Annotated in this window: 20 protein-coding genes; 9 read left to right on the top strand and 11 right to left on the bottom strand. The window is 43.8% G+C overall.

The features are described 5' to 3' along the window. Positions 1-14 precede the first annotated feature (14 nt). Positions 15-1,004 (bottom strand): zinc-dependent alcohol dehydrogenase family protein, encoded by a 990-nt coding sequence (locus OFY17_RS11750; RefSeq protein ID WP_263530925.1) that lies wholly within the window; start codon positions 1,002-1,004, stop codon positions 15-17. Between the two features lie 116 nt (positions 1,005-1,120). Here OFY17_RS11750 and OFY17_RS11745 point away from each other — a divergent pair, with 116 nt between their 5' ends. The 3 genes from OFY17_RS11745 (at position 1,121) to gabT (ending at position 5,144) form a co-directional block, all read left to right on the top strand. Beyond that, the gene (locus tag OFY17_RS11745; RefSeq protein WP_263530924.1) at positions 1,121-2,014 is read left to right on the top strand and encodes a LysR family transcriptional regulator; all 894 of its coding nucleotides are present in this window, start codon (positions 1,121-1,123) and stop codon (positions 2,012-2,014) included. Between the two features lie 325 nt (positions 2,015-2,339). Further along, positions 2,340-3,806, top strand: coding sequence for an NAD-dependent succinate-semialdehyde dehydrogenase (locus tag OFY17_RS11740; protein WP_263530923.1), 1,467 nt, complete (start codon positions 2,340-2,342; stop codon positions 3,804-3,806). A gap of 60 nt (positions 3,807-3,866) precedes the next feature. Beyond that, positions 3,867-5,144 (top strand): 4-aminobutyrate--2-oxoglutarate transaminase, encoded by a 1,278-nt coding sequence (gabT, locus tag OFY17_RS11735; protein WP_263530922.1) that lies wholly within the window; start codon positions 3,867-3,869, stop codon positions 5,142-5,144. 94 nt (positions 5,145-5,238) lie between these two features. Here gabT and OFY17_RS11730 read toward each other — a convergent pair whose 3' ends face one another. The 10 genes from OFY17_RS11730 to speB form a co-directional block, all read right to left on the bottom strand. Then, positions 5,239-6,177 carry a LysR family transcriptional regulator gene (locus OFY17_RS11730; RefSeq protein ID WP_263530921.1) on the bottom strand — a complete coding sequence of 313 codons (939 nt, stop codon included), beginning with the start codon at positions 6,175-6,177 and terminating at the stop codon, positions 5,239-5,241. A gap of 2 nt (positions 6,178-6,179) precedes the next feature. Continuing rightward, entirely contained in the window at positions 6,180-7,316 is a 1,137-nt protein-coding gene (locus OFY17_RS11725) for an aromatic ring-hydroxylating oxygenase subunit alpha (RefSeq protein WP_263530920.1), read from the bottom strand. A gap of 40 nt (positions 7,317-7,356) precedes the next feature. After that, positions 7,357-8,289, bottom strand: coding sequence for a 2-hydroxyacid dehydrogenase (locus OFY17_RS11720; protein WP_263530919.1), 933 nt, complete (start codon positions 8,287-8,289; stop codon positions 7,357-7,359). A 17-nt stretch (positions 8,290-8,306) separates the two neighbouring features. Next, the gene (locus tag OFY17_RS11715) at positions 8,307-9,038 is read right to left on the bottom strand and encodes a class II aldolase/adducin family protein (protein WP_263530918.1); all 732 of its coding nucleotides are present in this window, start codon (positions 9,036-9,038) and stop codon (positions 8,307-8,309) included. Continuing rightward, positions 9,038-9,967 (bottom strand): amino acid ABC transporter ATP-binding protein, encoded by a 930-nt coding sequence (locus tag OFY17_RS11710; RefSeq protein WP_263530917.1) that lies wholly within the window; start codon positions 9,965-9,967, stop codon positions 9,038-9,040. The genes OFY17_RS11715 and OFY17_RS11710 overlap by 1 nt, the downstream gene beginning before the upstream one ends. Beyond that, on the bottom strand, positions 9,880-10,608 hold the full coding sequence (locus OFY17_RS11705) for an amino acid ABC transporter permease (protein ID WP_263530916.1): 729 nt from the start codon (positions 10,606-10,608) through the stop codon (positions 9,880-9,882). The genes OFY17_RS11710 and OFY17_RS11705 overlap by 88 nt, the downstream gene beginning before the upstream one ends. 68 nt (positions 10,609-10,676) lie before the next feature. Continuing rightward, positions 10,677-11,477: a transporter substrate-binding domain-containing protein gene (locus OFY17_RS11700; protein WP_263530915.1), complete on the bottom strand. Its 801-nt coding sequence runs from the start codon at positions 11,475-11,477 to the stop codon at positions 10,677-10,679. Between the two features lie 68 nt (positions 11,478-11,545). Continuing rightward, complete coding sequence (locus OFY17_RS11695) at positions 11,546-12,595, bottom strand: isopenicillin N synthase family dioxygenase (RefSeq protein WP_263530914.1); 1,050 nt, start codon at positions 12,593-12,595, stop codon at positions 11,546-11,548. A gap of 37 nt (positions 12,596-12,632) precedes the next feature. Further along, positions 12,633-13,490 carry a sugar phosphate isomerase/epimerase family protein gene (locus tag OFY17_RS11690; RefSeq protein WP_263530913.1) on the bottom strand — a complete coding sequence of 286 codons (858 nt, stop codon included), beginning with the start codon at positions 13,488-13,490 and terminating at the stop codon, positions 12,633-12,635. 38 nt (positions 13,491-13,528) lie between these two features. Beyond that, positions 13,529-14,485: an agmatinase gene (gene speB / locus OFY17_RS11685; protein WP_263530912.1), complete on the bottom strand. Its 957-nt coding sequence runs from the start codon at positions 14,483-14,485 to the stop codon at positions 13,529-13,531. 128 nt (positions 14,486-14,613) lie between these two features. Between speB and OFY17_RS11680 the strand changes: the two genes are divergently transcribed. From OFY17_RS11680 to urtE, 6 genes are all read left to right on the top strand, one after another. Continuing rightward, on the top strand, positions 14,614-15,510 hold the full coding sequence (locus OFY17_RS11680) for a LysR family transcriptional regulator (protein WP_263530911.1): 897 nt from the start codon (positions 14,614-14,616) through the stop codon (positions 15,508-15,510). 189 nt (positions 15,511-15,699) lie between these two features. After that, complete coding sequence (urtA, locus tag OFY17_RS11675) at positions 15,700-16,983, top strand: urea ABC transporter substrate-binding protein (RefSeq protein WP_263530910.1); 1,284 nt, start codon at positions 15,700-15,702, stop codon at positions 16,981-16,983. Between the two features lie 144 nt (positions 16,984-17,127). After that, positions 17,128-18,750, top strand: a complete 1,623-nt coding sequence (gene urtB, locus OFY17_RS11670) for an urea ABC transporter permease subunit UrtB (RefSeq protein WP_263530909.1) — start codon at positions 17,128-17,130, stop codon at positions 18,748-18,750. Next, positions 18,747-19,889, top strand: a complete 1,143-nt coding sequence (gene urtC / locus OFY17_RS11665) for an urea ABC transporter permease subunit UrtC (protein ID WP_263530908.1) — start codon at positions 18,747-18,749, stop codon at positions 19,887-19,889. Before urtB ends, urtC begins: the two co-directional genes overlap by 4 nt. Next, positions 19,886-20,749: an urea ABC transporter ATP-binding protein UrtD gene (gene urtD / locus OFY17_RS11660; protein ID WP_263530907.1), complete on the top strand. Its 864-nt coding sequence runs from the start codon at positions 19,886-19,888 to the stop codon at positions 20,747-20,749. Before urtC ends, urtD begins: the two co-directional genes overlap by 4 nt. Continuing rightward, positions 20,746-21,453, top strand: a complete 708-nt coding sequence (gene urtE / locus OFY17_RS11655; RefSeq protein ID WP_263530906.1) for an urea ABC transporter ATP-binding subunit UrtE — start codon at positions 20,746-20,748, stop codon at positions 21,451-21,453. The genes urtD and urtE overlap by 4 nt, the downstream gene beginning before the upstream one ends. The last annotated feature ends 55 nt before the right edge of the window (positions 21,454-21,508 follow it).

Raw genomic sequence — 21,508 nt, 5'->3', positions numbered from 1 at the left:
TTAAATTATTTTCCTTAATGACTCAGCACGACTTTACCCATAGCTTGACCGCTTTCTGCATAATCATGGGCTTCAGCTACTTGCTCTAAAGAAAATGGTTTCTCTGCCAGTACGGGTTTTAAGTGTCCTGCTTCAACAATTCTAGCGACTTCCGCAAGGATATTGCCATGAACTTCTCGACCCTTGTTGTGAATCATAGGGATCAGCATAAATACCACATGAAGGGAAAGCCCTTTTAAATGGGCAAAGGTAAGGTCCAGTTCCGACATGGTGCTGGTGGTCGCAATTTGACCATTCAGCGCAGCCGCTTCAATTGAGTTTAGAAGGTTCTTATCGCCCACTGTGTCATAAATAGCGTCAAAGCCTTGTCCGCTTGTATATTGCTGAACATAGTCTGTAACGCTCTGGGTTTTGTAGTTAATCCCTTGGGCGCCAAAGCTCTCGATTAATGCGATTTGCTTGTCACCACCCCCTGTCGCGGAAACGTTTGCGCCAAGGTATTTTGCCAATTGAACCGCAATGTGACCAACACCACCTGAGCCCCCATGGATTAAAACATTTTGCCCCGCTGAAACACCTGCACGTTGCAAGCCTTCGTAGGCAGTAATGGCAACCAAGGGTAATGCTGCGGCTTCTCTCATTGTGAGGTTGGTGGGCTTTTTCGCCACTAAACGAGTATCCACGAGCATGTATTCCGCAAGGCTGCCTGCTAGATTTCCTAAACCGCCAGCACAGCCATATACTTCATCTCCTACTTTGTAGTCTGTTACATCATCGCCTACGGCATCGACTACACCAGCGAAATCCATCCCTAATATGGCTTCTGGTAATTTTGGAGCAAAAGGGAAATTGGCACCAAACTCACGAATTTTATAGTCCACAGGATTAACACTGCTAGCGGCCACTTTTACCACAATGTGTCCTGAAGTAGCTTGGGGCTTTGCAACTTCAGCTGCGGTGAATACATTGCTGTTACCGAACTCATTGATGACCATGGCTTTCATAATAATGTCCTTTAAAAATTACTGATAATTTTGAATGAGTAAATGGTAATTAAATGTCTAACTGTTGATAATATGTATATAATTAAAATTAGTTTTTACACTTTGTTGATAATGATATGAATATTGAGCATTTACGTCTTTTTGTCCGCATAGCCAGAACCCAAAATATCAGCCAAGCTGGTCAAGAGCTTGATATCTCAGCTGCGGTGGCAAGCAACTACATCAATAAACTAGAGCGAGAGCTGGGAGTCCGTCTGGTTCATAGGACGACACGAAAAGTGTCGCTCACGGAAGACGGTGCGGACTTCTTACCCCATGCTGAAGATGTGCTGTCCAGTGTCGAAGCGGCTCGTGCCTCTGTGGGTGCTGGCAATGCCTCACCAACAGGAAAACTCAGAATTACCGTGCCTTCTTCTTTTGGTCGCATGCATTTGATGCCAGCGATGAAGGGCTTTATGGAGGCATATCCAAAGCTGGAAGTGGATTGTCGTTTTTCTGATTCCATTGTGGATTTAGTAGAAGGGGGCTTTGATGTGGCGATTCGTAATGCACAATTGAAAAGCTCTAGCCTAATTGCCAGAAAGTTAGCCACAGATACACGAGTGGTTTGCGCCTCTCCTGACTATATTCGTTTACATGGTCAACCGAAAACACCAAAAGATCTGCGTGATCATCAATGTATTTCTTTAGCTGGGTTTGAGCATTGGCAGTTCGACACGCCAGAAGGCAAGCAAACTATTAAAGTCCACGGTAACTTTCGTGCTGACCATGGCGAGGCGGTAAAAGATGCTTGTGTGCAAGGGTTAGGTTTGACGATTTGTTCTACATGGATTGCCTATGAAGAGTTGAGAAAGGGCTCTTTAGTGAAAGTTTTAACGGATTTTCCACTAGTGTCAGAAACGGATATTTGGGCGGTTTATCCAAGTAGCCGCCAGCTTGCCCCTAAAGTACGTGCATTTATTGATTACTTTTCAAGTGTTTACGGCACTTCCCCTTATTGGGATAAGTGATTGTTTTTTTACATTATAGAAGTAGCAAGAGATTCTGATTACTGTAAGTCGTCTCACAGCGAAGTGCTATTGAATATTCTGCGGGTACTAATGACGTGATTGTTAGGCTATGAAGGAGCAGTTTTTAACTGCTTAAAGTAACCTTGCTCAAGCTCTTTCACTCATATAATGATGTTCTCTTATCTCAACATAGTTGTTATTTCTATCCTGTGTGGGAAAGTTTGATCTACTTCAAACATTAGGTTGATACCGTCTCATTTTTTTCTCTACCAGCTTTGCTTAATATCGTGTTTTGACGGTAATAAAAGAGTTAAGTTGAGACCTTATGAAAAAACTGCTCACACAAACTACCCTGGTTAAAAGCAAGTCTTATATTGCTGGTACATGGGTAGGGCCTAAATCAGGGAAAACCTTTTCTGTTATTAATCCAGCAAATGGTGAGCACCTTATGGAGGTGTCCGATTCAGGCGCTGATGAAACCACCTTAGCAATAGAAGCTGCCGAAAAAGCCCAGAAAAGCTGGCAAACGCTAACAGCTAAAGAACGAGCTACACTACTACGCCGCTGGAATCAGCTCATACTCGAGAATCAAGATGACTTAGCAAGTCTAATGACGTTAGAACAAGGCAAACCACTGGCAGAAGCCAAAGGGGAAGTGGTCTACGGCGCTTCTTTTATTGATTGGTTTGCGGATGAAGCACGCCGTTTGTACGGTGATGTTATCCCAACATTTGCTAATGATCGTCGTGTGTTAACTATCAAGCAAGGCATTGGTGTGGTTGCGGCTATTACGCCTTGGAACTTCCCCATTGCCATGATTACTCGTAAAGCAGGCCCTGCTTTGGCAGCGGGTTGTACCATTGTGATTAAACCGTCTGATGAAACGCCATTGTCAGCCTTGGCCTTAGCGGAACTGGCTCATCAAGCTGGCATTCCTGTAGGTGTACTCAATGTAGTTGTGGGCAAAGACGCGAAAGCCATTGGCGGTGTGCTGACCAGTCACCCAACGGTGCGTAAGCTCAGTTTCACAGGCTCAACACCAGTAGGCAAATTACTATTGTCCCAGTGTGCACAAACAGTTAAACGTACCTCAATGGAATTGGGTGGTAACGCACCTTTTATTGTTTTTGATGATGCAGATTTAGATGCCGCTGTTGAAGGAGCCATTGCCTCAAAATACCGTAATGCGGGTCAAACTTGTGTGTGCGCCAATCGAATTCTTGTCCAAGATGGTGTTTACGATGCCTTTGCGGAAAAGCTTGCGGCACGAGTTGCCACCTTTGAAACAGGAGAAGGCTTTAAAGATGGGGTCACCATTGGCCCACTAATTAATCCAGCCGCCATCAATAAAGTTGAAGAATTAGTACAAGACGCTGTGAGGAAAGGCGCGAAAACACTACTTGGTGGTGTAAAAGCCTGCGAAGCAGGTGCACAATTTTTTGAGCCAACGATCTTAACGAATGTTACCCAAGATATGGCGATTTTCTCCAATGAAATCTTCGGCCCAGTTGCTCCTTTGTTCCGTTTTAGCACAGAAGGAGAAGCCATTGCGCTCGCGAACGATACACCATTTGGCTTGGCCGCTTACTTCTATACACAAAACATCGGCCGAACTTGGCGAGTAGGTGAAGCCTTGGAATACGGTTTAGTTGGAATTAATGAAGGTCTAATTTCCAGTGAAGTAGCACCGTTTGGTGGCATGAAAGAATCGGGCAGTGGTCGTGAAGGCTCTAAATACGGCATCGACGAATACGTAGAAATTAAATACCTATGCATGGGTGGTTTGGTGTAAGCCTTGTCGCGCATTTTCTTTGTATTGGAACCACAAGGTGAACTTTTAAGGTAATAGACAATGAAGAACACAGAATTACAGCAACGTAAAGAAGCAGCCATGGCACGTGGTCAAGGCAACATGGCACCTGTTTATGTGGAACGCGCACTCAATGCAGAGCTATGGGATGTGGAAGGCAAGCGTCATATTGATTTTGGTGCTGGTATTGCAGTGGTCAACACAGGTCATAACCACCCAAAAGTGAAAGCGGCCGTACAACAACAAGTCGAACATTTTACGCATACCTGTGTGATGGTCAGCCCCTATGAATCCGCCGTTGCCTTGGCTGAAAAGCTTAATGCAGCAGCGCCGGGTGAAACGCCGAAGAAATCCATTTTTGTGACAACAGGGGCGGAAGCGGTAGAAAACTGCGTGAAGATTGCCCGTTCTTATACTGGTAGGCCGGGTGTTATTGCCTTTAATGCAGGCTTTCATGGTCGTACCAATATGACCATGGGATTAACAGGTAAAGTTGCCCCTTATAAAGTGGGTTTTGGTCCTTTTCCAAACGATATTTACCATGTGGCATTTCCCAATGACTATCTAGGTATTAGTGAAGAGCAAGCGTTGAACGAACTCAAAATGCGTTTTAGCTGTGATATTGAGGCTTCCCAAGTAGCGGCCATCATTATTGAGCCAATACAGGGTGAAGGTGGTTTTTATAAAGCATCAGCCAGTTTTCTACAGTCCTTAAGAACCATTTGTGATGAGCATGGCATTCTGCTGATTTTAGACGAGATACAAACGGGCTTTGCTCGTACCGGTACTCTATTTTGTCATGAACAAGCGGGTATTGAAGCGGACTTAATGACAGCGGCCAAAGGCATTGCTGGTGGTTTTCCTATTGCTGCCGTGGTTGGCAAAGCAGAGATCATGGATGCGCCTCACCCCGGTGGATTGGGCGGTACTTATGGTGGTTCACCTGTAGGCTGTGCGGCGGGATTGGCTGTATTTGATGTGATTGAAGAAGAGCAATTGTGTCGACGCGCAGAGCAAGTTGGTCAGCGTTTTGTGCAGCACCTAAAAAAGCTACAAACCGAGTACCCAGAGATTATCGGTGATCTTCGTCAAACAGGTGCCATGATTGCCATTGAATTAGTGAAGAGAGGGGACGTAAAACAGCCGAATACTGAGCTGACTAAAGCCTTGTCAGCAAAGGCCGCTGAACATGGCCTTGTGCTTTTATCCTGTGGTATTCGTGGCAATGTGATTCGTTTTCTACCAGCACTCACCATTGAGATGAGTATCATTGATGAAGGGATGGATATCTTCACTCGCTGCTTCAAATCCTTAGTTTAAGGTCTTCCGTGCGAAAGTGATGGAGTGAAAGGCTATGCTTTTCTACATCGCTCTTTTTAACCACTCATCATGAGTGGTTTTTTTTATTTAGGGGCTAATAAGGAGCAGAACGTGTTTCTTTGAATATTCTGCTTAGTATATCAAGGAATAATTCACGGGCTTTGTTAGGTTGGTTTGTTTTTTTATAAATCACTGCAATGCCAAGAGTGTAGTGATTATTTTGAGGTTTAATAGATACGATTTGTTCTTGGTCAACGTAGCTTTGGGCATATTGCTCTGGTAAGAAACCAATGAATTGTCCGGATAGAATAAGTGCTAATCGACTATCGTAGAAATAAGAAACTGCTTTTAAATTCATATTGGCAATTTTTGTGCTGATTGATTCATGAGGCTTTAATCCTGCATGAGTCGCTGGGAATGTATTGATATGGATATCTTGGTCGGCTTCATTCATAGTCGTGAGAGGGTGGTCTTGCCTGCAGTATAGGTAACATTGGTCATTATAGAGGTGGAAGTATTCCAAGCCTTCTAGTTTACGGTGGTAGGGAATAAAGCCAATATCCGCCTCGTCGTTGAGTACCATACGTTCTATTTTTGCCATAGACGACACATTGGTGTTGATAAATACATCAGGTGCTGTGCTTGAAAAATCTTGTATCAACCTAGGGAAATAGCAACGAGGGTCAAGGCTAATGTTATCTGAGGATGCGATCCTTAACTTGCCTGTCAGGCTGCTGTTAAGGTTATTCACCGTGGTGCGAAATGAGTCGAGAGATTCTAGCAAGTTTTCTGTCATTTGATAAATGACACGCCCTTCCTCAGTGAGAGAGAACCCCCCTCGGCCGCGTTTACAAAGCACAAGATTGAGTCGAGCTTCCAAATTGGTAATGTGTGAGCTGATGGTCGAACGACCTATGTTAAGCATGGTTTCGGCGGCAGAAAAGCCGCCACAGTCGACAACCATTTTGAATACTTTTAACTGCTTGATCTCATGATCACCGACTTGGCCTAATGAGTAGTTCCGTTCATTCATTATTATCGCTCGTTATGGTTCATTTTCTTTAGCCATGTCTGATGAAAAGCCATGCTGACGTTGTCCCATGCTGGAATGAGGTGACCTTTGTTGGCTATGTCGTTACTGCGAGTATGTTGGAGCTTATCCAGCAAGTCGATATCCTGTTGATTAACCTCGTTTAGTACTGCATCCAAGCTTGTTCTCTCTGCTTCGTAACCCTCACTGGCGGCCTCTTTACTGACTACATAAATACTCAAGGACTCGGCGGTACTTTCTTCTCCCATCGGCTTGATTACAATAGTTTGTACCCAGCAAGGATCGATAAAAAATAATGTGTTAGGAAAAATACAAAACCACTGTTGAGTGCCCTGTTTCTCAGTAGGTAAACCAGAGAAATGGGGTAGTTGTTTACTGGTTTTTTTAGGCTTCGAGCTGGCTCCATTTGCGAGGCGTAAACCGACGATATTATCTGATAGGAATAACTCTTCTTGTCCAAGAGCTGCTTTTACATTACAGGCTTGGGAATGTACAAAAGGTACATGATAACCATCTAGAAAGTTGTCAATTGCTAGTTTCCAATTCACCTGACCCTCATAGTCTGTGGTGTTTATTATGCGAATGTCCTCAGGCGAATAGGCGGTCAATTGTTTTTCAATAGGCTGAATAAAGTCGACGAATGGATCTGCCGCCCCATCAATGTTTACAAAAATAATATCCCACCAAATAGCAAAACGGACAGGGATCAGACCTTTATCTGCTTTGTCTTCGGCCGACATTTTTTGTTTTTTATTACCAAAGTAGAGAGGGGCATTTATCAGCTCCCCACTCATATTGAATGACCACTTATGATATGGGCACATCAAAGCGCGCTTATTACATGGTTCATCAACCAAAGGAGCGGCTTTATGGCGGCAAATGTTGTGAAAAACACCGATTTCACCGTCTTTGTTGCGAAGAGCAATGAGCGATTGACCAAATAACTGTGCAGGTAATATATCGCCAGAGTTTAGTATTTGTTGGCCGCAGCCAATACTCGCCCAACCATTTTTTAATATCGCATCACACTCTTGCTGATAAATATCTTTGTTTCTAAATGTGGCTGCTGGCAATCCGTGTTGACGAATTTGGTCTATGCTGATGCTGGCGGTATCAATCATGCCTTCCTCCAATGAGTTGAATGTTACTCATCAATAAAAATTAATAGCCTTTAGTTGTGTCTATGGTGTTTTGTAAAGCTTGATTCATTAATAGACTATGGGTGTTATCTGATACTTGATCCACTATTACAGAGATAGATGCGGCAGATGCCATATGAGGAGTAATAACGACCCTTTCGGTGTGCCAAAAGGGATGTGACGCAGGCAGAGGTTCCTCCTCAAAGACATCTAGCAAAGCGCCACGTAAGTGGCCAGAAGTGACTGCATTGATTAAATCTTCGTCTTTTACATGACCACCGCGACCGCAATTAATTACATATGAGCCTTTAGGTAAGGTATCAAACAAAGGCTTACTTAAAATGTGATAGGTTGCTGAACTTAATGGTAATAGGTTGACCAAAATATCGGTTTTTTCTAATAGGCTATCTAGTGAGTCTTCACCAGAAAAACAATTTACTTTGTCGAGACTTTTTGGCGATTTTGACCAACCTGAAACGGTATAACCGAACGATGCTAAGGACTGTGCCACGTGCTTACCAAGCACGCCAAGACCTAAAACACTGATATGTATGTGTTTAGCAGGGCATTGGGCGTAACGTTCAAAGAGGCAATTTTTTTGGTTTTCAATAGCCCGATCAAAATCTCTATGTGCATGAAGTACCCCCCACAAAACATATTCAAACATACCTTGTTGTTGGTGTTTATCGACGATACGACAAATAGGGAGTCCCGCAGTTAATAATTTCTCATCAAGATGCTCTACTCCAGCAGCTAACGAATGAAGAAGTTGGAGGTTAGGGAAGCTCTTTAGTATTTCTTTATCTGGAAACCAACAAGCGGCGACTTTTGCTAGAGACGCGCGCTCATCATCTGGTAGTACCCATTCGGTGTCGGGCCTATGCTTTTTTGCGTATTCGATTAGTTCTTGGTTAAAACTTATCTCATTACTAGCCAATAAGATAATGCTATTCACGATAGATCCTTTCCTACTTATTGTTTGTAGGAGTCATCGATGCGGTCTAATTTACGTAACCAAGCTTTCCATACGGTATGGCGCTCATGCTCAACTTTTTTAAATTGCTCTGAAACATATGTTGCCAATTCGTCAGAAATGGTTGTAATAGGTGATAATCCGCTCATTTGTCCCGCGGCCAATTGAATTTCGCAGGCTTTGTTAAGGTAATACATGATCTGAAAAGCGTCGGCGACTGTTTCCCCAACACTTAACAACCCATGATTCACTAACATCAAAGCAATGTTCTCTCCCAAGGAGTCCTGAATACGCTCGCGCTCTTCTAGATTAAACGCTACACCTTCGTACTTGTGGTAGCCCAAACGGCCATGAAACTCTGCACTAATTTGGTTAATATTTAACAAGCCTTTCTCACATGAAGCGACAGCCATGCCCGCCAAGGTATGGGTATGAATCACGCAATGGGCGTCTTCTCTGGCCATATGCACGGCGCTGTGGATGGTGAAGCCTGCTGGATTGTAATCTGCATTTCCTTCTACCACTTGCCCATCTAAATTCACCACTATTAAATCACTGGCACAGATTTCATCAAACATAAAGCCAAACGGGTTAATCAAAAATCGCGGTTCGCCATCTCCCGGAAGGCGTACAGAAAAATGTGTGTATAGGGTATCTTCCCAGCCAAGCATGGCTGCTAAACGATAGGCAGCAGCGAGGTCTTGGCGTAATTCTAATTCGGTTTTCAGCATTAGGGTTCGCTCCTTGTAGAGTCTGCGGCATCGGTATTCTCTATGCCCATAAATTCTCGTATGCGCAGAAGTTCAGGGGTGCTGTTATCCGCTTTCAGAATGCTTTGTGGTCTAGCATCAGCTTGCACAACACCATGTTCCATCATGACGACCCGATCTGAAACAGACAAAGCAAAATCCATCTCATGGGTGACAATGATTAAGGTCATGCCTTCTTTTGCTAATTCTTGAATCACTTTTAACACCTCTCCAACCATCTCTGGGTCAAGAGCTGAAGTCGGCTCATCGAATAGAATAATATCTGGAGACAGTGCTAGGGTTCTGGCAATAGCCACCCGTTGTTGCTGGCCACCAGATAACTGATGAGGGTATTTGTTAGCGTGAGCCAATAAACCAACACGGTCTAAGAGGAATAAGGCCTGTTGACGATTCAGTTCGGCATTGCCTGTGGTTCCGTGGTAACGCGGTGCCAGCATAATGTTTTCCAACGCTGTCTTGTGAGGGAATAGATTGAAATTCTGAAATACCATGCCGATGCGTTGCATACCACTGCGAACTTGTTGCCTGTTAAGTGACAAGCCACCTTTAATGAAGTCTTCACCAAACAACACTACCTCGCCACCATTCAGGGTTTCTAACCTGTTTACGGTACGAATCAGAGTCGTTTTACCAGAGCCAGAAGGGCCAATGATGCTAATGACTTCACCAATACCTATGTTCATGTCGATTTTTTTCAGTACTTCATGCTCACCAAATTGCTTGCGAATCTTCATTAATTGCAAAGCTGGTGGTTGACCCTTTTCAGTTTTCTTACCAGTTACTGCTTGTCTTTCTGGCATCGCTATTGCGTTTTGGCGTAGAGCATTACATTGTTCATCAGTGAGTGTGTCTGGCTTACGAGAAGGCACATCCATCTTTTTTCCAGCCATTGCAGGGCACCACCAAAGATGGTGACTATCCCTACGTAATACACAGCGACAGCGAGCAGAGTTTCCATGACAAGGAAATTTTGTGAGTACAAGCGTTGACCTGTTTGCAGTAACTCGGGCAAGGAAATGGCAGATACTAATGAGCTTAGTTTTATTGCAGTAATGTATTCGTTGGTTAAAGCTGGCATAGATATGCGTAAGGCTTGGGGAATAACGATCAAACGTTGTATACCGAGAAAGCCAATATTAAGCGCATGACCCGCTTCTTTTTGTCCTTTACCAACCGCCAATAAACCACTGCGATGTATCTCTGCCATATAGGCGGCTTCAGTCACTACCAAGCTGACTAAGCCAGCAAAATATGGAACACCGAGAAACGGCCCAGTGGCAGGGAAAAGCTGAGGTAAGTTATACACAAACACCAGCACGACCAATAGAGGAACGCTGCGGAAAAACCAGATAAATACTCCCGCTGGAATGTTTAACCAGCGGCTGGTGGACATTTTTGCACAGGCAGTAACAAAGCCCAGTATTAAGCCAAAGAACCAGCCAAGAGTACTTAAGGTAATGACAGTGACACAGGCTTGGTAAAAGGCTGACATGGTAAATAATGAGAAGAAATATCCCCAATCCAAATTCATAGCTGCTCCTCAAAAAAATAACCAAATAACAGGGCGAATGTTTAAATAAAAAATGAAAAGAAACCAGCCTATTTAAAGGCTGGAGTCAGTTCGTACTTCTCAAGTAATGCAGGTAAAGAGCCATTTTTAGTAATGGTAGCCATCGCTTTCTCAAGGTCTTTTTTCAATGCTTGATTCTCTTTGCTGAGGAAAAGACCAATAGTTGAAGCATAAACAAGGTCTGGAGTACTCACTTCTACACGACCTTTAGTTTTTTCAACCATCAGCTTTGCAGCAGCATCAATTAGAATTTGTGCTTGTATGTTGCCAGATAGAATGGCTTGAACGGCTTCAGGAGCAGAAGGGAACTCTTGCACAATAACAGCAGGCTTGCCATTCGGTTTACAGTAGGTTTCTGATAATTCATTTAGACTACCAACATAGGATTCACCCTGTTGAACGCCCACTTTTACACCACACAGGTCTTTTTCTGATTGAGGCTGGATTGAACTACCTTTTTTAACAATGATAGACGCACCAGTACGAGCATAAGGGATCGCATCGACCACTTTTAGTCGCTTGGGTAGGATGTACATTCCAGACATCACTACATCAAACTTATTGGACTTAAGCCCTAAAATTAAGCTTGCAAAACTGTTGTTCGAAAACTCAGGTGTTGCGCCAATTTGCTCACCCAAGAGAGCGGCTAATTCTGGATCAAAGCCAATTACTTTGTCCCCATCATAGGACTCAAACGGTGGGTAAGTAATGTCCATACCAACAACCATTTTGCCTTCAGTCATCGTAGTTGAAGCAACGGCTGTTTGGCAAAGAAGCCCTGTAGTTAATATTGATAATGTCGACACAATTGCACTGGTGATCTTTTTCATAAGATAGTTCCTCTGTGGTTGATTCTTCGTTTGTGTAGTTAAGTTTTTCTAGAATGACTAGGGCTTATTTAGTCATTATTGTTATTCTTTAGGTGACCAAAAGTAGCAACATCGGTTGCTCTTTCAGGCAAAGACAGTTCTCCTCGAGTGACCTTTTCACGTAAATAGCGATATGTTTGTAGTGCTTGGCTGTACATGTGATCGCCAATACTTAGTTCCTTATAATCGGTTGTGCCTTTATCAAATTGCGGTAAAGGCCGAATCAAAGTGTCGTAGTCACAGGCAAAAAACAGTGGGAATGAATAACGCTCTTGCGCCACTTTGCGTACACGGTGTGAGGTCGCCACAAACTCCCCAGCAGTCAACACTTCCAGCATATCGCCGATGTTGATGACCAAGGCCTCTTCTTCACCATTTTTTAATGGCGGAGCGTCTATCCAAACACCGTCGTCGTTCATTACTTCTAAACCCGGTTGATCAGATAGCAACATAGTGAAGCACTCGTAATCTGTATGAGCGCCAATACCTGGACGGTCTTCCACTTCACTGTCGTAAGGGTAATGAATCAATCGCAGCTTGGCGGGTGGGCAGGTAACCATGCTTTCGAAGTAGTCTTCTTCAAGGGAAAGAGCCAAGGCAAAGCCAGAGAACAGCTTTCTACCAAAAGCAAATACTGTGTCGTAATAGTCCAGCGCAGGATCTTTGAATCCCGCTAAAGGGGGCCAATCGTTCGCTCCAATGAGGGGTGTGTTTTTTAAAACATAGGGATGATCTTCTGGGGCAGGGAAGCCAATATCAAAGGCTTCTTTCTTATCTGGCTTACCTGTGCCATATATCTCTTCGCCTTCTGGTACAAAGCCTTTATGGGTCTTCGATGTGCCGATGTAGTAGCGCATTTTATCTTCTAGGGATTGTGCGAAGAACTTCTTTGCAGCGCTTCTTAGAGCTTGGATCTTCTCGGCAGGAATACCGTGCCCCGTGACGTATAAAAAACCCACTTCTCGGGCAGCTTTGCCCATTTCTTCTGCAACGGTCTGGCGCTCAGTGAGGGAATCACTAAATAATCCCGCGACATTGACTACGGGAATGCGTGTAAATGTTGTTTTTTGGGAAGTCATCTGCCCATTACTCCTACTGTTTTTGGCTTTTCCGTGTTCAGTTTTTAGTTAAGTTATTTTCAATAAAGTGTTTGAAATGCGCTTGTTCTTCGGTAGCGATCCAATCATTTAATGACCATAAATCCGCCACGGGTACATTAGTAAATGGCAGATGATGTAAATAACCATCGGGGCCAAACTCTGTGGTCATGGTGGTAGTGATTCGACCTTGCTGTTGATGGTACTGCCAAACCCTTTCCCACATGTTTTGATGAAACTTCAACTCTTGTTGATATTCTGGTGCAGCTGGGTGAGGGACTTGTGCGCCTTGGTCATACCCCACGCGGGCTTGAATGTGATACACCCGTTTTAAAAACTCGGATAGATCATCTTCCGCTTGATTCAATAAGCGCTCACACACCAATACCCAATGACTAATGTCCATGGTGAACTTGAGCTCTGGTAACTGACGAATCAGCTCTAATGTCAGCCATGGGCTATACAAAGAGGTGCTACGATGTGTTTCAAAGCTGCAAACCATGCCAGATTTTTCGGACAGCATTTGCGCTTCACCAAAGAAATCCACGTTTTGCGACATACTCCAGCGATCATTACCCGGTAGCACATTGATGAACGTCGCATTGAGCTCTGCTGCAAATTCAATTTGCGTTCTAAAACGCGCCAAGTGATCTTGTGGCGTTTCAGTTTGATTTGGGATTACATTTCCACCAGAAAATAGAATAGCGATGTAATCCAGCTCATTTCGCTTTAATGCTAGTTTGAATGCCTCACGCTTTTCTTTTGTTAACGGTAAACGGGCTTCCACACCTTGAAAGCCGACTTCTTTCAGTTTGTGGGCTATTTCATCTAATGGTGTTGATACGCCCCATAGAGTGCGAAAAAGTTCTAGTTTCATCGTGCTGTAGCCTGTCTTTTATCACTAGAAAAGTGAGATTATCGGTAGTTTACATTAGGCAAAACGCAGAGCATCTCGTACAAATAATTGGCGGCAAGTTGCGAGGTGTTACCACTCACATCGTAAGGTGGAGAGACTTCCACAAGGTCACCTCCAATAAGCTTTAAACCCTTGCATCCACGGATAATTTCAAGGCCTTGAATTGAGGTTAAACCACCTACTTCTGGCGTACCTGTGCCCGGAGCCCAAGCAGGATCAATGCCATCAATATCAAAAGAAAGATAAACAGGCTTATCGCCCATTTTTTTACGTACTTCTGTCATCAAGGGTTCTAGAGACTTATGCCAGCATTGTTCAGCTGTAACCAACTGAAAACCTTGGTTTTCGCCCCATTTAAAGTCTTCGGCTGAGTAGCCTTGTGCCCGTTGGCCAATCTGTACTACTCGCTCACAATCCAATAAACCTTCTTCTACAGCACGACGAAAGGTGGTGCCGTGGGCTATTTTTTCACCAAACATGTTGTCGTTGGTGTCTGTGTGCGCATCTATATGGATCAATCCCACAGGGCCATGCTTCTTTTTCAATGCTCTTAAAATCGGTAGTGTTAATGTGTGATCGCCACCCAGTGTCAGAGGGATCAGAGGGTAAGGGTTCAGCTTGGTGTAATATTCCTCAATGATGTCGACTGACTTGAGAAGGTTATAGGTATTGATTGGCACATCACCAATGTCACCTACAGATAAAGAATCAAATGGAGCCGCACCTGTGGCCATGTTGTAAGGGCGTATCATTACCGACTCTGCACGAATTTGTCGTGGTCCATAGCGAGTACCAGCTCTTTGTGATGTGCCAACGTCTAATGGTATACCAATATAAGCTACATCTAGTTCGTCCAAGTTCTCAACGAAAGGTAGTCTCATCATGGTGGCACGACCTCCAAAGCGAGGCATGTCGTTACCGCTTTGTGGTTGATGGAATATTTTCTCTGTTGACATACGCTCATCTTCTCTTTGTATGTTTTATTGAATAACTCCGATACTAGAAAAGAGGTCTTGACTGTTAAATACCAGATCCTAAATAATTACTTCATGAATTACTGAAGTAATTATTTGCAGGGGGATGCATGGACAAACATATTAATGTTCGTTTGTTAGAGGTGTTTGTTACTGTTGTTAAAAATCAAGGCTATGCTGGTGCGCAACAGACGCTAAATCTCTCTACGTCAGCAATCAGTAATTATATGAGTGAGCTAGAAGCTTATGTGGGCTTTGTACTGTGTCAAAGAGGGCGGTCGGGCTTTCGATTAACAGAAAAAGGCCAGCAATTCTTTCATCAAACGATAAAACTGCTTGATGAATTAAATAATCTAGAGCGACACGCGCAAACCCTCAAAGGTGACCTTGGGGGTACTTTTCGAATTGCGGTGTTAGACGCTACCGTATTGGATAAAGCGCTTTCTATGCCCGCTATTATTAGACAATTTAATGAAAAATTTCCTGCAGTGCATCTTAACTTGCAAGTGCGTAGTCCCTATGAACAAGTCCAGGGGATCCTTAATAATGAATTAGATATGGCGATTGGGAACTACCCCTCTAGTGTTAATAATGTAGTGGAAGAAAAGTTGTATCGAGAGCAACATTGGTTGTATTGCAGCCATTTGAATCCATTGTTTGAGCAAAAACGTATTACACAAGATCAGGTCATAGAGTGTGGATTAGTGACCCGCAGTTACTGGAATAGTGCTGATTTGCGTCAAAAGGGGTTTGGCCATAGTACGGCTACGGTAGAAAGTATGGAGGCTCAACTCACACTGATTTTGTCAGGTAAATACGTTGGCTACTTACCTGAGCATTATGCCCAAAATTTGGTTAGTAGTGGACAGCTTAGGCCATTACTCCCGAGTGTTTTTGGGTATCAGGCGCCTTTTTCATTAATCTGTAAAAGAGGCAGAAGCAAAGAAGTTTTTATTCGTTATATGCGAGAAATACTAGTGAAACAGACGAAACTTCAAGCCAAATAGTAATACCTATCTAATATTAATTATCACATATGCGTCATTTGACGTACTCCTCTAGGGTGTTTCGCGCATACCTTTCTTGCCGTGCTTTTTTAATACTTAAGTCACTGATACGAAGGAAGGGAAAATTCTTTGACTTCTTATTACCAAGTTTTTAATCAACTTCTCAATCTCAATAGGACGGTTTAACAAATGAAACTTAAAACGCTTGCTTCTGCGATTGCTCTTTCTGGTGCGACTTTAATTGCCCTGCCATCTATGGCGGCGGACACAATCAAGGTTGGTGTACTTCACTCTCTATCAGGTACGATGGCGATTTCTGAAACAACTCTTAAAGACACTGTTCTTATGATGGTTGAAGATCAGAACAAAAAAGGTGGCTTGCTAGGCAAGAAACTAGAAGCAGTGGTTGTTGACCCTGCATCTAACTGGCCTTTATTTGCTGAGAAAGGTCGTGAACTTCTTGAGCAAGAGAAAGTTGACGTTATCTTCGGTAGCTGGACTTCTGTATCTCGTAAGTCTGTATTACCAGTATTGGAAGAGTTGAACGGTTTGATGTTCTACCCAGTACAGTACGAAGGTGAAGAATCTTCTAAAAACGTTTTCTACACAGGTGCTGCGCCGAACCAACAGGCTATCCCAGCAGTTGATTACTTGATCAACGAACTAGGTGTTGAGCGTTTTGTTCTAGCGGGTACTGACTACGTTTACCCACGTACAACGAACAAAATCCTTGAAGCTTACCTAAAAGCAAAAGGCGTTGCGGCTAGCGACATCATGATCAACTACACACCTTTCGGTCATTCTGATTGGCAGTCAATCGTTTCTGATGTTAAGAAATTCGGTAGCGAAGGTAAGAAAACAGCGGTTGTTTCTACTATCAATGGTGACGCAAACGTACCTTTCTACAAAGAATTGGGTAACCAAGGTATCTCTGCAGAAGACATTCCAGTTGTAGCCTTCTCTGTAGGTGAAGAAGAACTTTCTGGTCTAGACACTGGCCCTCTAGTAGGTCACCTAGCAGCATGGAACTACTTCCAAAGTGTTGAAAGCGATGCAAACGAAGAGTTCATCACTAAGTGGAAAGCCTTCACTAAAGATGCAAACCGTGTAACTAACGACCCAATGGAAGCGACTTACATCGGTTTCAAAATGTGGGCTAACGCTGTTACTGAAGCGGGTACTACTGACGTAGACGCGGTTGAGCAAGCAATGATTGGTCAAGAAACACCTAACCTAACTGGTGGTGTTGCGGTAATGAACAAAAACCACCACTTGAGCAAGCCTGTTCTAATCGGTGAGATTCAAGACGACGGTCAATTCGAAGTGGTTTGGTCAACAGATGGTGTTGTTGCGGGTGACGCATGGTCTGATTTCCTACCAGGTTCTAAAGACCTAATTTCTGATTGGACTGCGCCAGTTAAGTGCGGTAACTACAACACGAAAACTAAAGCGTGTTCTGGTCAGAACTACTAAGTTAAGCACTTCCTATGCTGATGTTGGCCCTCTTTCTCTCTGTAGTTAGAGGGCCTTTTTTAACCCATCTGCTGTTCTAGTTTTTCCTTAAAAGAATGTTGTTGTTCTAGCCTTCTTTGCAATACACCCTTCAATACGTGGAGTATGACCTTGAGACATTTAATCGCACTTTGCTGCTGTCTTTTTGGGCTCTTATCCTTGCCTGCCTTTAGTGCTGAATCGCCAATTTCGAAAGAGCTTTTGACGGAGCTGGTGGATACAAAACTAAGCAAGTTACAGCCCGTTGTCGCAAAAATAGAAGCGACTTCTGGTGAAGACGCTTTGCCACTTTTTAACACCTTATTAGCAGGTAAACTTTATTATGTTCGGGCGACCAAAGATGTGGTCGGCCAATACACCTTAGATGGCGATAAACGTTATCAAGATGTTTTCACAAGCCAAGATGTTAATGGCCTTGATAAGCCAAGCTTTGGTAGTAAAGAAGTGAAAAAAATACGCGTGAACAACAAGTTACGTGTTTATTTACGTAAGGCTATTGCTGGCATTCAATTGACCTCTAAATCGCCTGCGGTACGAGAAGACGCGGTACACGCTCTATTGGCGAAGCTAGATAAAAATACCGTTGAGATTATTGAAGAGCTCTACCCTAAAGAAGCCAATAAGAAAGTAAAAGAGGCTATGGGTTTAGCTTTGGCACTTAATGTTGCCAATGATAAAGCGGCGACTGTTTCGAGTCGTTTAAAAGCCATAGAGACCTTATCTGGTAGCTTAGAGAATAGTGTTCGAAATCATTTAACCAAATTAACGAACGACGATAACGCCTCTGTTGTCAAAGCAGCCAATGGCGCATTAGAAAAAATTGCTCAGCGCGCTAACCGTTTCGCATTTATTGATCAGCTGTTCTTTGGTTTGAGCTTAGGCTCTGTGTTGTTGTTAGCGTCCATCGGTCTAGCCATTACCTTTGGTGTAATGGGCGTTATTAATATGGCCCATGGTGAGATGATCATGCTAGGCGCTTATACCACTTATGTGGTACAGCTGCTGATGCCAAACCATATTGATTATTCTATTTGGGTGGCAATTCCTGCTGCCTTCATGGTGTCTGGTTTAATGGGTGTCTTGATCGAGCGATTGGTCATTAGTCGTTTACATGGTCGACCTCTAGAAACCTTATTGGCTACTTTTGGTATTAGCTTGATCTTACAACAGTTAGTAAGAACCATTTTCTCTCCACTAAACCGTCAAGTATCGACACCAAGCTGGATGAGTGGCTCATGGGAAATTAACCCAGTTTTGTCACTGACTTTGAACCGCTTATACATCCTTGCTTTTGCCCTGTTGGTTTTCATTATTTTGGTCGCTATTTTGCGCAAAACTTCCCTTGGTTTGAACGTTCGTGCCGTATCGCAAAACCGTAATATGGCCAAAGCCATGGGTGTAAAAACCCACAGAGTTGACGCTATGACCTTTGGTTTAGGCTCGGGTATTGCTGGTGTAGCAGGTGTAGCATTGAGCCAGTTAACCAACGTTGGTCCAAACCTTGGTCAAGCTTACATCATAGATTCTTTCATGGTGGTGGTGTTTGGTGGCGTGGGTAACCTATTAGGTACATTGGTTGCGGCCTTCTCGTTAGGTATTGCTACTAAGTTCCTAGAACCAACAACGGGTGCCGTATTAGCCGCGATTATTGTCTTGGTGTTTATTATCCTCTTTATTCAAAAACGTCCTAAAGGACTCTTTCCACAAAAAGGGAGGGCGGCAGAATGACACGTCTAAAAGAATGGTTTTCCTCTGGTCGTTCAACGGGGAAACACACCATGCCTTTTGTGGTGATCCTGTTGGCCATCACTTTCTTGGCATCCGCTGCCAATCTGTATTTGCCAGAAGACTCTGCGCTGTATGTGAGTACTTACACCATAACCTTGTTAGGTAAGTATTTATGTTATGCCATGCTGGCATTAGCGGTCGATATTATCTGGGGTTATTGCGGTATTTTGAGCCTAGGTCACGGTGCCTTTTTCGCCTTAGGCGGTTATGCCATGGGTATGTACTTGATGCGTCAGATCGGTGATCGAGGCGTTTACGGACACCCAACATTACCAGACTTTATGGTCTTTCTTGATTGGCAAGAGCTGCCTTGGTTCTGGCTCGGCATGGATCAGTTTTGGTTCGCCATGATTATGGCGGTACTGGTACCAGGATTATTAGCCTTTGTATTTGGTTGGTTGGCATTCCGTTCACGAGTGACGGGTGTGTACTTGTCTATCATGACTCAAGCCTTGACCTACGCCTTGCTATTGGCCTTCTTCCGTAACGAAATGGGCTTTGGTGGTAACAATGGTCTAACCGACTTTAAGGAGATCGTGGGCTTTGATTTGCAGGCCGATTCCACACGGGTTAGCTTGTTTATGATTACTGCTTTCTTGTTGGCTATTGTGTTTGTGATCAGCCAGCGCATCCTGTCTTCTCGATTCGGTAAAGTGGTATTGGCCATTCGTGATGCGGAGTCTCGCTCACGCTTTATTGGCTACCGTACTGATCGTTATAAAGTTTGGTTGTTTGTTTACTCTGCTGTTATCGCAGGTATTGCAGGTGCTTTATACGTACCTCAAGTGGGTATCATTAATCCGGGTGAGTTCTCGCCAATCAACTCGATTGAGATGGTTATCTGGGTGGCTGTTGGTGGTCGTGGCACATTAATTGGTGCTGTGATTGGTGCCATCTTAGTGAACTATGCGAAGACACGTTTTACCGCGATTCTGCCAGATGCTTGGTTGTTCGCACTGGGTGCTATGTTTGTTTTCGTTACCCTGTACTTACCAAAAGGCTTAATGGGAATTTATGCACAGCTTATGGCAAAACGTAAAACAGCCAAGCCACAAAAATCAGAGGAGTCTCAAGCATGAGTGCAATTGAAAGCTTAAGAGAAACCTTTCGCCGAGATCAAACTTGGCCAATGTTGCAATCGTCTCAGGCGAATGTGAATGTAGATAAAGATGTCATCCTTTATGTAGAAGGATTGAATCTGAGTTTTGATGGTTTTAAAGCCTTAAACGATTTGAACCTGTATGTGAATGACGGCGAATTACGTTGTTTGATTGGTGCCAATGGGGCGGGTAAAACCACCCTAATGGACGTGATTACAGGTAAAACCCAGTGTGATTCTGGTTCTGTTTTCTTTGGTCAAAACCATAATTTATTGAATAAAGACGAAGCGGCTATCGCCCAATTGGGCATAGGCCGAAAATTCCAAAAACCAACGGTATTTGAAGCACAAACTGTGTTTGATAATTTGGAATTGTCGCTGAAAACAGATAAGTCTGTATTGCCGACTTTGTTCTCTCGTTTATCACCGACGCAAATTGATCGTATCGATGAAGTGTTGAAAATCATCGGCCTAGAGCAACATCGCTTTATGTTGGCGGGGGCGCTTTCTCACGGTCAAAAACAGTGGTTAGAAATTGGTATGTTGTTGGCCGCTGACCCTCGTTTATTGTTGATCGATGAGCCAGTGGCTGGCATGACAGCCCAAGAAACCGAGCGCACCGCAGAACTACTGACCTCCCTAGCGGGTGAGCGTACCGTTATTGTGGTTGAGCATGATATGGAGTTTGTTCGTAGTATTGCACGCACCGTGACGGTATTGCACCAAGGCTCTGTGTTGGCGGAAGGCACAATGGATGAAATCCAAAGTAATAAAGACGTTATCGAGGTTTACCTTGGTGAGGAACAAGCCGAAGCGAACGGCGCAGGAGGGGATGCATGATTTCTATTAAAAACGTGGATCAACTTTACGGTGGTACGCAAATTCTTTGGGGCTTGGATTTAGACATAGTGCCGGGTTCGATTACCTGCATTATGGGCCGTAACGGGGTGGGTAAAACCACCTTGTTGAAAGCCATCATGGGCTTGTTGCCGATCAAAAGTGGTGAAATATCCATGGAAGGTCAGATCTTAAATAAGCAAAGTGCTGAGAAGCGCGCTTATTCTGGTATTGGCTATGTTCCCCAAGGGCGAGATATTTTCCCTATGTTAACGGTGGAAGAGAATCTACGTATTGGTTTGCCTGTTCGAGGTAAACGTACTCAGGATTCTCCGAAAGATATTCCAGAAAAAATCTTTGAGCTCTTCCCAGTACTGAAAGACATGCTACACCGCCGTGGTGGTGACTTGTCTGGTGGTCAGCAACAGCAATTGGCGATCGGCCGTGCTTTGGTACTTGAACCAAAAGTATTGATCTTGGATGAGCCTAATGAAGGTATTCAACCTAATATCGTTAAGCAGATTGGCGATGTTATTTTGAAACTCAACGAAGAAGAAGGCCTAACGGTTATCTTGGTTGAGCAAAAACTTGGCTTCGCCCGTCGTGTTGGTAAGGAATTCCGTTTGATGGAAAAAGGTCGTGTTGTGGCGGCGGATAAAATGGAAAACCTTGATGACGATTTGATTAAGCAATACTTAGCGGTTTAATCCACTCAGGCAAACCCTTTATACAAAAATGCCCTTTTGCTTTTTGACTATTTCC

Source organism: Marinomonas sargassi, from assembly GCF_025716875.1.
GTDB lineage: Bacteria > Pseudomonadota > Gammaproteobacteria > Pseudomonadales > Marinomonadaceae > Marinomonas > Marinomonas sargassi.
This window is presented reverse-complemented; position numbering and strand designations above follow the sequence as displayed.